At 41.1% G+C, this 14,583-nt stretch carries 14 protein-coding genes; 6 read left to right on the top strand and 8 right to left on the bottom strand.

What is annotated here, in order from left to right:
• The first annotated feature begins 117 nt into the window (after positions 1 to 117).
• A complete protein-coding gene (locus ACIQZA_RS21835; protein ID WP_082337661.1) occupies positions 118 to 222 on the top strand; it encodes a YjcZ family sporulation protein in 105 nt (34 codons plus the stop codon).
• Positions 223 to 704: 482 nt separating this feature from the next.
• Here ACIQZA_RS21835 and ACIQZA_RS21840 read toward each other — a convergent pair whose 3' ends face one another.
• The 5 genes from ACIQZA_RS21840 to ACIQZA_RS21860 form a co-directional block, all read right to left on the bottom strand.
• Complete coding sequence (locus ACIQZA_RS21840) at positions 705 to 1,250, bottom strand: DUF3267 domain-containing protein (RefSeq protein ID WP_400937867.1); 546 nt, start codon at positions 1,248 to 1,250, stop codon at positions 705 to 707.
• A gap of 182 nt (positions 1,251 to 1,432) precedes the next feature.
• Positions 1,433 to 1,993, bottom strand: a complete 561-nt coding sequence (locus ACIQZA_RS21845; protein ID WP_132364123.1) for an HTH-type transcriptional regulator Hpr — start codon at positions 1,991 to 1,993, stop codon at positions 1,433 to 1,435.
• 156 nt (positions 1,994 to 2,149) lie between these two features.
• Complete coding sequence (locus ACIQZA_RS21850; protein ID WP_402883784.1) at positions 2,150 to 2,545, bottom strand: YtxH domain-containing protein; 396 nt, start codon at positions 2,543 to 2,545, stop codon at positions 2,150 to 2,152.
• Between the two features lie 139 nt (positions 2,546 to 2,684).
• Positions 2,685 to 3,215: a tryptophan transporter gene (locus ACIQZA_RS21855; protein WP_402883782.1), complete on the bottom strand. Its 531-nt coding sequence runs from the start codon at positions 3,213 to 3,215 to the stop codon at positions 2,685 to 2,687.
• Between the two features lie 134 nt (positions 3,216 to 3,349).
• A complete protein-coding gene (locus tag ACIQZA_RS21860; RefSeq protein WP_142509247.1) occupies positions 3,350 to 3,766 on the bottom strand; it encodes an HIT family protein in 417 nt (138 codons plus the stop codon).
• Between the two features lie 104 nt (positions 3,767 to 3,870).
• Here ACIQZA_RS21860 and ACIQZA_RS21865 point away from each other — a divergent pair, with 104 nt between their 5' ends.
• Positions 3,871 to 4,620, top strand: coding sequence for an ABC transporter ATP-binding protein (locus tag ACIQZA_RS21865; protein WP_049668934.1), 750 nt, complete (start codon positions 3,871 to 3,873; stop codon positions 4,618 to 4,620).
• Positions 4,604 to 5,788, top strand: a complete 1,185-nt coding sequence (locus tag ACIQZA_RS21870; RefSeq protein ID WP_402883779.1) for an ABC transporter permease — start codon at positions 4,604 to 4,606, stop codon at positions 5,786 to 5,788. The genes ACIQZA_RS21865 and ACIQZA_RS21870 overlap by 17 nt, the downstream gene beginning before the upstream one ends.
• Positions 5,789 to 5,855: 67 nt before the next feature.
• On the opposite strand, the gene ACIQZA_RS21875 is transcribed toward ACIQZA_RS21870, so the two are convergent.
• Together ACIQZA_RS21875 and ACIQZA_RS21880 are read right to left on the bottom strand one after the other, a co-directional pair.
• Positions 5,856 to 7,016: an amidohydrolase gene (locus ACIQZA_RS21875; protein WP_400937856.1), complete on the bottom strand. Its 1,161-nt coding sequence runs from the start codon at positions 7,014 to 7,016 to the stop codon at positions 5,856 to 5,858.
• A 334-nt stretch (positions 7,017 to 7,350) separates the two neighbouring features.
• Complete coding sequence (locus tag ACIQZA_RS21880) at positions 7,351 to 7,869, bottom strand: antibiotic biosynthesis monooxygenase family protein (RefSeq protein WP_400937854.1); 519 nt, start codon at positions 7,867 to 7,869, stop codon at positions 7,351 to 7,353.
• 233 nt (positions 7,870 to 8,102) lie between these two features.
• Between ACIQZA_RS21880 and hemE the strand changes: the two genes are divergently transcribed.
• The 3 genes from hemE (at position 8,103) to hemY (ending at position 11,676) form a co-directional block, all read left to right on the top strand.
• Positions 8,103 to 9,152 (top strand): uroporphyrinogen decarboxylase, encoded by a 1,050-nt coding sequence (gene hemE, locus ACIQZA_RS21885; protein ID WP_400937852.1) that lies wholly within the window; start codon positions 8,103 to 8,105, stop codon positions 9,150 to 9,152.
• Between the two features lie 161 nt (positions 9,153 to 9,313).
• Positions 9,314 to 10,234 carry a ferrochelatase gene (hemH, locus tag ACIQZA_RS21890; RefSeq protein ID WP_142509251.1) on the top strand — a complete coding sequence of 307 codons (921 nt, stop codon included), beginning with the start codon at positions 9,314 to 9,316 and terminating at the stop codon, positions 10,232 to 10,234.
• 14 nt (positions 10,235 to 10,248) lie between these two features.
• On the top strand, positions 10,249 to 11,676 hold the full coding sequence (hemY, locus tag ACIQZA_RS21895; protein WP_402883834.1) for a protoporphyrinogen oxidase: 1,428 nt from the start codon (positions 10,249 to 10,251) through the stop codon (positions 11,674 to 11,676).
• A gap of 168 nt (positions 11,677 to 11,844) precedes the next feature.
• Here the strand turns inward: hemY and ACIQZA_RS25595 are convergent.
• A partial coding sequence (locus ACIQZA_RS25595) for a collagen-like protein (RefSeq protein ID WP_427495631.1) occupies positions 11,845 to 14,583 on the bottom strand: 2,739 nt, incomplete at its 5' end.

Raw genomic sequence — 14,583 nt, forward strand, 5'->3', positions numbered from 1 at the left:
CGTCCATTTTTTACTATAACATAAACGTTTTAAAAACAAAATGGTTCCCCCCTTGAGTATAGCCTATATTTCAAATTTTCAAGCGCATAGGATATAGAAAAGAAAGGGGGTGAAGTTATGAGCAGCGGAGGATATGGTGGCGGTGGCTACGGCTCAGGCTTTGCTTTATTAGTTGTGTTGTTTATTTTATTAATTATCGTTGGTGCAGCGTTCCTATACTAATTAATAAAAATGACGAAAAGCTAAGGATTTAACGTCCTTAGCTTTTTTTACAATGTAAGGCATCCGCACCGCATTTTAGGTGACGTTACAAAATATGATTGGTCAGACCGAGTTATCACATTAGGTGTCCAAAAGGAAGTGGATGCCTTTTTCTTTCCGGCGGAATCGGTTTTGTGCTTGCAAAAAGCCGATTCCTACGCAATTTTGCCGAGGCATAATTGATCTACTAAACAGCATATAAAACTTCAATATAAAATGAGACAAGTAATATTGTAATAAGTATATTTATAGTTCGGAATACTTTTGGTTGTTTTTCTTCGGGAATTTCACGTCGCATGCACAGCGCATAAGTCATGCGGTTTATTTGAAATAAATAGAATACCGAGAATAGAACTACAATCATTAACAGCAAGTCTATTCCTCCCCTCTTTCAGTATTAATAGCATAACAAAAAACGTCAATAAAACACAAGTACAAGCAATTTAGTGAATAGTAGGTGGCACTAAAATTTCATAGCCCTTAGGCGTCTCCTCAATTTGGGAGTCTTTAGGCGAATCCAATAAATATTTCACATATAGAATATCAATTACACATAGACTACAATGGTAAGCTAAAAGTAATGTGCCGTAATGTGTATACGCAGGGAATAACAGTGTACCTAATATAATGCTTGTATTTAAAACAATAAATGGTGTGAGTAAAGCTAAAATATAACGATTTTTCAATAAAGGTTCACGGATACGCATGTGTAGAACAGGAATAACATAAAATTGGGTACGCACACGCAATTTTAAATGTTGACGTAAATCATACAATGCTAGAAAGTGTAAGCATTTGTGGATTGGATAGATTGCAAATACAGCAATTACAAAGAGCCAAAACAAACGATCTGTATAGTGCTCATCATTAAATAGATTAAACGTTACATAGGAAAGAGAGAATACAGTTAAAAAAGCAAAGACAGCCATGATCATAATACGCGTTGTTCCGTAATGATGTTCAAGATTTAAAATTTTCCAACAATGCATGATTATCAACTCCGTAGTATGAATGGTCCTATCTAATGTAAATTGAATTATGCTAGAATGCAAGAAAAAGGAGGTATCTCAGAAAAATTTCTGAAGTACCTCTTTTAGCATGATTTATAGCTTTTAAGGCCATTAAGCTCAGATTACGAACAGCCGAGCCTCAAAGCCTACTATTATCACTTTCATCCTTTTACAGTTGGACGTTCTTCTACCTTATCAAAGGACTCACGGAAGTGCTGGAAGGAACGCTCAAAAATGTCGATGAAGTCCTCGCCGTATATATTGCGTATAACAGCCATAACATCTAAAAATTCTGGGAAGCGACCGTACAGATCCTTTAAAGCTAATGAGCCTTCTAGCACAGAATGATACGTATTATGATAATTACTATTCATTTCAACAATAAGTTCTGTACCTGCTTCTGTTAACTCAACGTACGTATTACGCTTATCGTCATCTCGCTTTGAAAACTTAAGGAATCCACGTTCTTCTAATTTTTTAGAAAAATTAAATGCTGTGGAAACGTGCATAACCCCGAATTTTGCCACATCAGAAATTGAAGCCCCTTTTAAATGATACGAAATCCATAAAATATGATGTTCGTTAATATTTAAATCGTAGGGTTTAATCCATTGCTGCCAATCTTTCTCAACTGCTTTCCATAAGGCTTTTGATAATTGCGCAATTCTTTGACTATAAAGCATCGCTTCTTTTTGAGTGTATAATTCCTCTGACAAAGCCATCACCTACTGCTTTCTTTAACATTTTAAAAATATTATAGCAATAAAGGAAAAAAGTTTAAAGTTAGAAAAATTAAAAAATTGAAAAGTGGTTAAAAAATAACATTGTGTAGATTGAATTTGATAAAAATATAGTTTATTTATCAGGGTGTAAGGACTTTAGTCGCTAACTTTTTCTTGCGTTTTTTCCTTTTTTTCTGTAAATTGTGCAACGTTTTTCTCGATTTCGCTTATTGAATTCTGTAATGCTTCTATTTCTTGTTGTAAGTAATTTTTTGATGGCTCGATTTCTTCAGTAAATGTAGTAATAGATTGTTTTAAATCATTTATTATTAGTGGTATATTATTTTTCATTTCATTTGTGAGTGAATTAACGGATTGTTTAACTGTGCCTGCTTGCTGTTTTACATCTAAAAGCTTGTCCTTTGTGCTTGCAGCGTTTGCTCGCAAATTAGCACGTAGCTGTTGTCCTGATTGAGGAGCTGAAAAAAGTACAGCGATTGTACCGCCGACAATCCCGGCTGCCACTCCAAATAAAAATGGTTTTGCTTTCATTTTAAATACCTCATTTCTGTAATGATCATGTGTTATCTACTATTAAACCATGAAATGCATGAATACAAAAAGAAAAAAGAAACTAAACGAGTGATTTTCAATCACAGTTTAGTTTCCTTGAAGATGAACGTCATTTTTATTAAATTGAAATAGCTGTTTGGATTTTAGAACGCTTCACTAATTTTGCAACTATAGGATATATAATTGCAAAAGCAATCACATTAAATACTACAGCAGGTAATACAACGCCTACAAACAGAACAGCGAATGTTGCACCAACGTTTGCATTGAATACAAAAAGTGCGACTGTTAAAAAGACAGTTCCAGATAAAATTGTTCCTAAACCAACTAAGCCAGCAGTTACTGCGAAATTACTTGCCAATTTTTTCAGCACCATTAAGGCAGCTAAAAAGACAAAGCCTGTTACTGCTTTATCGATAATATTTGGAACAAGGCCAGCTGGAAATGTTGTAAACAATCCTGAAAGTACTCCTGTTGCTAAAGAAAGTAAGAACGTTTCTTTAATGGTAGGGAACAATAAAATGCCGATAAACATCATTGTTAGCATGAAATCAGGCTTCATACCATTTACCATACCTGGTGTGACCACGTAAAGGGTAGCACCAACACCAACTAAAAGGGCCATTAATACTAAATTTTTTGTATTCATTTCTAATCTCTCCTCGACTATGCTAATCTTTTTTTGTCTCCTAACGTGCCCTCATGACCGTTAGCGAAACTTATTTGTGATTGTACGCTATAAATTTCAAAATTGCAATAGACAATTCTGACAATTAGGCTCAATTACTGAAGGTTAGCTTTAATGCTTTCAGCAACTTCAGTTAATTGCTCAGGTGTATATTTTTGTGTTTGCCAAATTAAGCCCAAGCCTTCTTTTTCATCGTAACGAGGAATAAAATGTAAGTGATAGTGGAAAACAGTTTGTCCAGCTGCAGCACCATTATTATTAATTGTATTAAGTCCGATTGGATGAAAAGCCGCCTTAATAGCATTTGCAATTTTCGGTGCTACTGCATATAAATTACGAGCTACATCCTCAGGCATTTCGTATAGATCCTTACAGTGATGTTTTGGAATTAATAGTGTATGACCTTTTGCTACAGGCGAAATGTCAGTAAATGCATAGACATGCTCGTCTTCATAAATTTTTGTACTTGGAATAGATCCTTCAATGATTTTGCAAAATAGGCAATCGCTCATTTGAAAATTCCTCCTTATTTTATATGTAAGTACATTCTATCATACTCATAACTGTATCATTTGCTAATTTTTGATAAAATATAAACTAGAAGAGGAGTGAGGGCATGACGGTATTAGAGGTACAACATGTGACAGGTGGTTATACAAGAAAGCCTGTTATTAAAGATTTATCATTTACGATTGAAAAAGGAGAGCTTGTTGGCTTAATAGGTTTGAACGGCGCTGGTAAAAGTACAACGATTAAGCATATCATCGGAACAATGCTTCCAAAAGAAGGAGACATTCGTTTAAATGGTGTGACGTTAAAGGAAAATACGGACAAGTATCGTACAGCATTTTCTTATATTCCTGAAACACCTGTATTGTACGATGAGCTAACATTACGTGAGCATTTGGAATTAACCGCAATGGCTTACGGTTTAGATGAAGCAACACTTGCAGCTCGTTCACAAATATTATTAAAAGAATTTCGAATGGAAAAGCGACTTAATTGGTTCCCTTCGCATTTCTCAAAGGGAATGCGTCAAAAGGTTATGATTATGTGTGCCTTTTTAGTCAATCCAAGTCTTTACATTATTGATGAGCCTTTTGTAGGGCTCGATCCACTTGGTATCCAATCATTGCTTGATCAGATGGATGAAAAGAAAAAAGAGGGCGCTTCTATATTAATGTCCACGCACATTTTATCGACCGCTGAAAAGCATTGTGACCGTATCATTTTATTGCATGAAGGACGTGTGCGAGCACAAGGAACAATGGAGGATTTACGCAAGGCATTTGCGATGCCACATGCGACATTGGATGATTTATATATTGCAATGACAAAGGAGCGCGACCATGAAGAACTTGCGTGATGTTTGGTCCTCTCGTTTCATGCACTATATAGGTGAAGTGCAAAAATATATGCGGTTTATTTTTACAGGGCATTTAGCGATTGTACTAGTATTTCTTATCGGAGCAGGGGGCTATCAATATAGTGAATGGCTGAAAGTCGTCCAGTCTGATTTTCCGGCAGAGGTATTAATCGCAGTTTTTGTAGGGATTTTATTGGCATTTAGTCGTCCGACTTCACTTTTGAGAGAGCCAGACCAAGTGTATTTATTACCTTTAGAATCAAAAATGTCGCAGTATTTCAAAAAGGCTTTAGCGTGGACGTTTTGGTCACAGGTGTGGATGGTGGCAATTGTTTATATCGTTAGTATCCCTTTACTAAAGACTGTTACTGAATTAACTACATTTGAAATTTGGTCAGTGTTCCTACTTATTATTATATTGAAGTATTTGAGCGTTCAGGGTGAATTTAGCTTTCGGTATAGTGAACGCGGTCAAATGATCTGGGTGGACAGGCTGATTCGAGCTGTTATCTTTAGTGTGGCTGTGTACATGGGGCTTCATATGCAGCTTATTTTAGCGATTGTTGCTGTAGCAATTGGGAGCGTGTATATTGTAATATTTAGAAAAAAATGCACAGGTGAACCTGTCCCATACGAGCATTTTGTGAAGCTTGAACAAAATCGCATGATGAGCTTCTATCGCTTTGCTAATTATTTCACAGACGTTCCACATCTACGTGGTAGCATCCGTCGTCGAGGTTGGCTTGACTGGCTTTACAAATTTGTGCCATACAACAAGGATAATACTCAAAAGTACTTGGTGTTCCGTACATTCATCCGAACAGATGATCATTTTTATTTATGGTTCCGTTTAACCGTGATTTCAGCTGTTATTGCAGCCTTTGTAGATATCCCTGTCGTTTCATGGATTGTTGCAGGTGTATTGAGCTTTGCTACAACTATTCAATTAAAGCAGGCTTTATTATCAAGCGGTGAATTCCGCATGGACATGCTTTATCCGTTACCTGATGAAGCACGCAAGGTAGCGGTCAATCAAATTGTACGTCTTGCGATGATCTCTCAAGCAATTATAGTTGGTCTATGTAGTATCACACAGCCAATGTTTTATGTAACTTTTATTATTATACTGGTTGTCAGTGAATTAACTGCTAAGGTCTCAAAACCTTGATAATGGTTAATTTCAAATCAAAAGCTCATTTCTCCAATAACAGACTTGGAGAAATGAGCTTTATTTTCTATTCTACTAATTGATAGTCTAGTGCTACTGTTAATAATACCTTTGCAGCAATGAGCATACCTTTTTCATCTATATCGAATTTTGGATGATGATGTGGTGCATATTCAGTTGGTTTGGCTCCTGTAAAGAAGAAAGTACCTGGTTTTTCCTCTAAGTAGTAAGAGAAATCTTCAGCCCCCATACTTGCTTTTACTTCAGTAACATCGCAAATATCCTGAGCGATAGTACGCACAAATAATGTTTCTTTCTCATGATTTACAACAGCAGGGTAGCCACGACGATAATCCAGTTCAATTGTACAATCATGCGCAATTTCAGTACCTTGGATAACCCGTTTAAACTCACGCTCCATCGTTTCACGAACATCTTTATCAAATGTTCGAATTGTACCATTTAAATAGGCTGTATCGGCAATAATATTGTCAGCATTAGATGCTACGAATGAACCAACTGATAAAACAGCCGATTCGATTGGATCAACTCGACGTGCCACAAGTTGTTGTAAATTCATAACAAGCTGAGAGCCAATAACAATCGCATCCTTTGTTTGGTCCGGATGAGCACCGTGCCCGCCTTGACCTCGAATTTTCATTTCAAAACTATCAACAGCAGCCATCGTTGGACCGACGCGGTAGCCAATCATGCCTGTTGGATGATTAGAAGATAGATGTGTACCAAAAATAGCATCAACGCCATTCAAAGCTCCAGCCTGGATCAGCCCGATCGCTCCGCCTGGATCAGCCTCTTCAGCATGCTGATGAATTAGTACATATTCTCCTGCTAATTCATCGCGCATTTCCCACAATAGCTTACCGACGATTAGCAAAGTAGCTGTATGTCCATCATGTCCGCAAGCATGCATAACACCAGCCACAGTTGATTTGTATGGTACGTTTTTTTCATCTTGTATAGGCAGTGCGTCAAAGTCTGCTCGTAAAGCAATCGTTTTGCCAGGCTTGCTTCCTTTAATCCGTGCAATTAAACCGTAGCCACTGACATTAGCTTCAACCGGTACGCCTAGATTTTTATAAAAACGAATAATATAATTAGCGGTTTCTTGCTCCTGGAAGCTCAGCTCTGGATGCATATGTAGATGACGACGAATCGCCACCATTTCATCAAAATGGTTATCAATCTTTTCGAGTAGACGTTGGTTCACAGTAAAACCTCCTTAAACAGATTATCCTAGATTTTTATTAATAACATAATAGTTTCACAAACTGGAAAACAGTGGTTCAGTACTTCTTGTAAAAGATATTCTAAGCAAGAGTAATGAATTCTCCACGTTCTGGACAATGCCCTCCGGAAGTGCAGCGAATACCTGCGCACACCCGGGGGATATCCGCAGAAGTGCAGAAAATACTCGTGAATCGAAGTGGGATACTCGAAGAGCAACGGGGGTACCCGGGCACCCGGTGAATACTCCGGGAGAGCAGTGAATACCCGCGCACTCGGGATACCCGCGGAAAGCAGTGAATTCCTGCACGCTTCAACTAATACTCGTTTTCTTCTTTTGGAGCTGCGTTATAGGTTGTGACATATGAGGCTGCTGAGAAAATATTTTGCTGATTCACACCTGTTGGTTCTTTACGTTCAGCGTGTGCGGATGCAAAGGCTTTTGAGCTTTTCCATGCTTCAAACGAATGAGGGCCGTTCCATTGTGTCATGACAATGTATGTTTCACTATTTAATGGACGAAGTAGTCGAAATGCTACAAAACCTGGCTCATCTTCTATAGCGCCCGCTCGATTTAAAAAGCGATGTTCAAAAACTGGTCGACCCTCATCTGTAACGGGAATATTGTTGAATACAAAAAAGCCGCGTTCTTCTAAATCATTTACTGAATCTAATACTTCGAATTTACGAGGTGTGGCAAAGACAGATTTTCCTTCAGTTTCGTGTATAAGCACAGAGTTCCCTTCTCCGTGTATTAAAATCATTGCCTCGTTTGGATATTTATTCTTTAACTGTTCTAAAAAATCACCTGTACCAGAAGTTAAATAAATATACATAAAATTGACCTCCTTATGAATTTTCTTAATATAGCGTGATTATCTCCATTTAAGTGGAAGTCTAAAGCTTTGTCAAAAAAGAAATCCCTTAGAAAGAACAATTTTATGACATTTCACTATGAAAACTATACAATAACAGAGGAAGCGTTTACTATTGAAAACGGATATCAATAATAATGAAATAAACAAGAGAATTTTACGATATGAATTTTATTGAGGGGAAGGAACTATTCATGACAACTTTTAATGATACTCTTCTACGTGCTGCACGAGGAGAAAGAACTGAACATACACCAGTATGGTATATGCGACAAGCAGGACGCTCTCAACCAGAATATCGTGCGATTAAAGAAAAGTATTCTTTAGAGGAAATTACACTTCAACCTGAGCTTTGTGCATATGTAACGCGATTACCAGTAGAAAATTACAATGTTGATGCGGCAATTTTATACAAAGATATAGTAACTCCACTCCCTGGTATTGGGGTAGATGTGAAAATCAAAGCAGGCGTAGGTCCTGTTATTTCAAATCCTATTCGCTCAATCGCTGATATAGAAAAACTAGGCGAATTCAATGGGAAAGAACATACACCATACGTTTTAGAAACAATAAAAATGTTAACAGCGGAACAATTGAATGTACCTCTAATCGGCTTTGCAGGTGCGCCATTTACTCTCGCAAGCTATATGATTGAAGGTGGTCCTTCAAGAAACTATAATAAAACAAAGTCATTTATGGTATCAGAGCCTCAAGCTTGGTTTGCTTTAATGGACAAGTTGGCTGACATGATTATTTCTGATATTTCTGCTCAAGTAGAAGCGGGAGCAAAAGCTATCCAAATATTTGACTCTTGGGTTGGTGCTTTAAATGTTGAAGACTATCGTGTCTTCATTAAACCGATTATGACACGTATTTTTGCAGAATTGAAAAAAGAAAATGTGCCACTTATTCAGTTTGGTGTCGGTGCAAGTCATTTAGCGAAAGAGTGGAATGATTTACCGGTTGATGTTGTTGGCTTAGATTGGCGTTTACCAATTAAAGAAGCACGTGCAAACGGAATTACTAAACCAGTACAAGGCAATTTAGATCCATCGCTATTACTTGCTGATTGGTCAATTATTGAAAAACGCACGAAAGATATTATCGATCAAGGCTTAGAAATGCCAGGGCATATCTTTAACCTAGGTCATGGTGTATTCCCAGAGGTAGACCCAGAAGTGTTAAAACGTTTAACAGCTCTTATTCATGAGTATAGTGCTCAACAAATCCAAGCACGCTCTTAATATAGATGTGAACAGGATATTAACGCTCATATTTCTTTTTTATGAATGATATCTTGATTTCATCGTAGAAAGGGTGCTGTCCAACCTAATGAATTGGACAGCTTCTTTTTGTCACATTACGTACGATTAAAGATAACTATTATTTAGAGGTGAAAAGGTTAATGAAAGAAGTTAAAGGCTTATTAGTTATGGCATACGGAACACCCTATAAAGAAGAAGACATCGAACCTTACTATACGCATATTCGCCACGGTCGCAAACCTTCAGAAGAGCATTTAGAAGATTTACGCAGTCGTTATGAAGCAATCGGTGGTTTATCGCCACTTGCTGCTGCTACTCAAGCGCAGGCTGAGGCTTTATGTGCACGTTTAAATGAAGTGCAAGATAATGTGGAATACAAATTATTTATCGGATTAAAGCATATCCACCCATTCATTGAAGATGCTGTAGAAGGAATGGTAGCGGAAGGTATTAAAGAAGCCGTTTCTATCGTGTTAGCTCCTCACTTCTCAACGTTCTCTATTAAATCATATAATGGTCGTGCAACAGAAGCGGCTGGAGATCGATTAACAATTACTTCTGTAGAATCTTGGTATGATGAACCAAAGTTCATTGAGTATTGGAAAATGAAAGTAAATGAAACGTTTAATGCAATGTCAGAAGAAGAACGTGAAAAAGCATGTTTAATCGTGTCTGCACACTCACTTCCAGAGAAAATTAAGGAGCTAGGCGATCCATATGAAGATCAATTAATTGAGACGGCTCGATTAATTAGAGAAGCGACAGGTGTAAACAATGTAGAAGTTGGCTGGCAGTCAGCAGGGCAAACACCTGAGCCATGGATTGGTCCAGATGTTCAGGACTTAACGCGTGAACTTTACGAGCAAAAGGGCTTCCATTCGTTCGTTTATACGCCAGTTGGCTTTGTAACAGAACATTTAGAAGTTTTATATGACAACGATTATGAATGTAAAGTTGTTTGTGATGAACTTGGCGCGAAATATTATCGTCCAGCAATGCCAAATACACACCCGTTATTTATTGATGCAATGGTTGATGCCATTCATAAAAAATTAAGCTAAGCGAAAAGAAAGTGATGATGTTGGTGACTCAAAAAAGACGAAAGGTAGTTGTTGTAGGCGGTGGCATTACTGGCCTCACAGCTGCGTTCTATTTGCAAAAAGAAGCAAGCGCAAAAGAATTGCCGTTAGATATCGTACTTGTCGAGTCGTCATTACGTCTTGGCGGAAAAATACAAACACTGAGAAAAGATGGCTTTATTATCGAGCGCGGTCCAGAATCTTTTTTTGATCGTGAGAATTATGTATATGCTTTGGCAAAGGATTTAGGCATTGAACAGGAAATGATTACAAGCAATACAGGTCCGACTTACGTTGCTGTCGGTAGTCAATTGTATCCAATCCCTAGCAATCTTTTGTCTGGAGCAACACCACATGTCTCGTCATTTATTACATCAGGTTTGTTTTCACTTAGCGGGAAAGTTCGTGCGGCGGGGGATTTTTTCATCCCTCGTTCTGCACAGAACGATGACCAACCATTAGGGCAATTTTTTAGAAGAAGATTCGGTGCTGAAATTGTAGAAAATTTAGTAGAGCCATTACTTGCTGGAACATTTGCTGGTGATATAGAACAGTTAAGTATGCGCTCAACATTCCCGCAGCTCTATGGATTAGAGCAAAAATATCGTAGCCTACTGATTGGTATGAAAAAGTCTGGTTCGAATTTTTTAAGTAACAAACTCAATACGAAAGATAAGGGGATTTTTCAAACATTTAATAATGGTCTTGAGACACTTATCGAAAAACTTGAAGAATCACTACTTCCTGGGATAGTTATGAAGGGTATTAAAGTTGAGGAAATTGAACATGGTAAGGATGGTACAGTCCAAGTTTTGTTCAACAATTTTACACAATTAAAAGCAGATGCTGTTATTATTGCTACACCATTTAATGTGGCAAGAAAAATGTTCAGTAAACACCAGTTATTAAATGAATTGAGTACGATGAAGGCAGCAACTATTGCTACTGTGACAATGGCATTTAAAAAAGATCAGTTAGGTGATCTAGATGCGTTATCATTTTTTGTCTCCCGAAATAGTGATTTTTCAATAACTTCTTGTACGTGGATTAACCGCAAGTGGCCTGGTACAACACCAGATGATTATGTACTGTTACGCAGTTATATTGGCCGAGTGGGCGATGAGGCAATTGTTGCGTTATCTGATACAGAAATTGAAAAGACTGTATTGCAGGATTTAATGAAAACAATTGGTGTAGATGGAGAACCGTTAATGACTGTAGTTTCCCGCTGGAAAAATGCCATGCCACAATATACGGTAGGACATGAGGCGAAGGTCGAGCGTTCAAAACAAGAGTTACGTGAACATTTTCCCGCTGTAAAGCTCTCAGGGAGCTCCTTCGAAGGAATATCAATACCTGAGTGCGTTGAGCAAGGTAAAAATGTTGCTGAAGAAATGTTGAAGGAAATGTTTGCGGATTTGTAAGAAATAAATAGTTATCAGTAAGTAGTACAAACTTGAAGATCAATGTTTGTACTACTTTTTTTATTTTTGAAGTTTGATGTGGCAAAGTACAAATGATTGCACAAGTTAGATATCTCAAATTAAAAGCTGGGAAAGTAAGTTTCTACTTTCCCAGTAAAGATCTTAATGCTATGAAATTCGGTGACATGACCATACAATACCGCCAGAGTTAGCTCCTCCAAGAGTAAGCCCTATTGCTAAACCGTTAGCATTGTAGAATAAATCAATGGTATCACCTGCATTTAAATCGACTTCTCCAGCCAATGTTACCGTCCCATTACCAAGGACAGCACGTAAAGTCAATACGGCAATAATATTTACATTTAATAAAGGGAATAGTCCGCTTATTAAATTTGTTGTAGCGTTTTGTCGAATAGCAAATGATGGATTGATGCCAGCCCCTAAGCTTATGGTAATTGCTGCAGCAGTAGAGTAGTTGATTGTAGCTTCAAAAGCATATCTTCCGGTTGTTGGAACAGTGAAAATTCCGGTCGTTGGATTGAATGCTGGTGTTGTGAAATATGGAGCAGCAACACTCCAGTTAGTGATTGTAGTAGAGGCGCTTACTGTTATAGCATTATTAAATGCTGAGAAACCTTCTGTAAATGCTGGTCCGGTAGTCCCCGTAGAGCCAGTAGCTCCAGTAACGCCAGTAACGCCAGTAGCTCCGGTAACGCCAGTAGCGCCAGTAGCGCCAGTAGCGCCAGTAACGCCAGTAGCTCCGGTAACGCCAGTAGCGCCAGTAGCGCCAGTAACGCCAGTAACGCCAGTAGCTCCGGTAACGCCAGTAGCGCCAGTAATGCCAGTAGCCCCGGTAACGCCAGTAGCGCCAGTAATGCCAGTAGCCCCGGTAACGCCAGTAGCGCCAGTAATGCCAGTAGCGCCAGTAGAGCCAGTAGCTCCACGTTCCCCAGTAGCCCCAGTAGCCCCAGTAGCCCCAGTAGCCCCAGTAGCCCCAGTAGCCCCAGTAGCCCCAGTAGCCCCAGTAGCCCCAGTAGCCCCAGTAACACCGGTAGCGCCAGTAGTTCCAGTCACCCCAGTAGAGCCGGTAGAGCCAGTCGCACCAAGTCCACCAGTCGCACCAGTAACGCCGGTAGAGCCAGTAGCCCCAGTAGATCCAGCCACCCCAGTGGCGCCAGTAACACCGGTAGCTCCAGTAGCTCCAGTAGCTCCAGTCACCCCAGTTTCACCAGTAATGCCGGTAGCCCCAGTAGCTCCAGTAGCCCCAGTCACCCCAGTAGCGCCAGTTTCACCAGTAGTCCCAGTAGTCCCAGTAACACCAGTAACACCAGTAACTCCGGTAGAGCCGGTAGCGCCAGTAACACCAGTAGCCCCGGTAGATCCAGTAGCGCCAGTAGCGCCAGTAACACCAGTAGCTCCAGTTTCACCAGTAGTCCCAGTCACACCAGTAACGCCGGTAGAGCCAGTAGCCCCAGTAGATCCAGTCGCACCGGTAGCCCCAGTTTCACCAGTAGTCCCAGTAGCCCCAGTTTCACCAGTAGTCCCAGTAGCCCCAGTAGCCCCAGTAACACCAGTAGCTCCAGTCACCCCAGTAGCGCCAGTTTCACCGGTAGTCCCAGTAACGCCGGTAGCCCCAGTAGCCCCAGTAGCCCCAGTAGCCCCAGTAGCCCCAGTAGCCCCAGTTTCACCAGTAGCCCCAGTAGTCCCAGTAGAGCCGGTAGAGCCGGTAGAGCCAGTAGAGCCGGTAGAGCCGGTAGAGCCAGTAGAGCCGGTAGAGCCGGTAGAGCCAGTAGAGCCGGTAGAGCCGGTAGAGCCAGTAGCCCCAGTAACACCAGTAGCGCCAGTAGCGCCAGTAGCGCCAGTAGCGCCAGTTTCACCAGTAGTCCCAGTAGTCCCAGTAGTCCCAGTAGCGCCAGTAGAGCCAGTCGCCCCAGTAACACCGGGAGCGCCAGTTTCACCAGTAGCCCCAGTCGCCCCAGTAACACCAGTAGCTCCAGTCACCCCAGTAGCGCCAGTTTCACCGGTAGTCCCAGTCACACCAGTCACGCCGGTAGAGCCAGTAGAGCCAGTAGAGCCAGTAGAGCCAGTAGAGCCAGTAGAGCCAGTAGAGCCGGTAGCGCCAGTAACACCAGTAGCCCCAAGTCCACCAGTAACACCAGTAACGCCGGTAGCGCCAGTAGAGCCAGTCGCACCAGTAACACCGGTAGCCCCAGTTTCACCAGTAGCCCCAGTCACCCCAGTAGCGCCAGTTTCACCGGTAGCCCCAAGTCCACCAGTCACACCAGTAACGCCGGTAGAGCCAGTAGCCCCAGTAGATCCAGTAGATCCAGTCGCACCAGTAACACCGGTAGCCCCAGTAGTCCCAGTAGTCCCAGTAGCCCCAGTCACCCCAGTAGCTCCAGTCACCCCAGTAACGCCAGTTTCACCGGTAGTCCCAGTAACACCAGTAACGCCGGTCGCCCCAGTAGCGCCAGTAGCCCCAGTAGCCCCAGTAGCGCCAGTAGCCCCAGTAGCGCCAGTAGCGCCAGTAGCCCCAGTAGCGCCAGTAGCGCCAGTAGCGCCAGTAGCGCCAGTAGCCCCAGTAGCCCCAGTAGCCCCAGTAGTCCCAGTAGATCCAGTCGCACCAGTAACACCAGTAGCGCCAGTAACACCGGTAGCCCCAGTAACCCCAGTAGCGCCAGTTTCACCGGTAGTCCCAGTAACACCAGTAACGCCGGTAGCCCCAGTAACCCCAGTAGAGCCAGTAGAGCCAGTAGCGCCAGTAGAGCCAGTAGAGCCAGTAGAGCCAGTAGAGCCAGTAGCGCCAGTAGAGCCAGTAGAGCCAGTAGAGCCAGTAGAGCCAGTAGAGCCAGTAGAGCCAGTAGAGCCAGTAGAGCCAGTAGAGCCAGTAGAGCCAGTAGAGCCAGT

It is taken from the genome of Lysinibacillus sp. NPDC096382, assembly GCF_044762845.1.
Classification (GTDB): Bacteria; Bacillota; Bacilli; order Bacillales_A; family Planococcaceae; genus Lysinibacillus.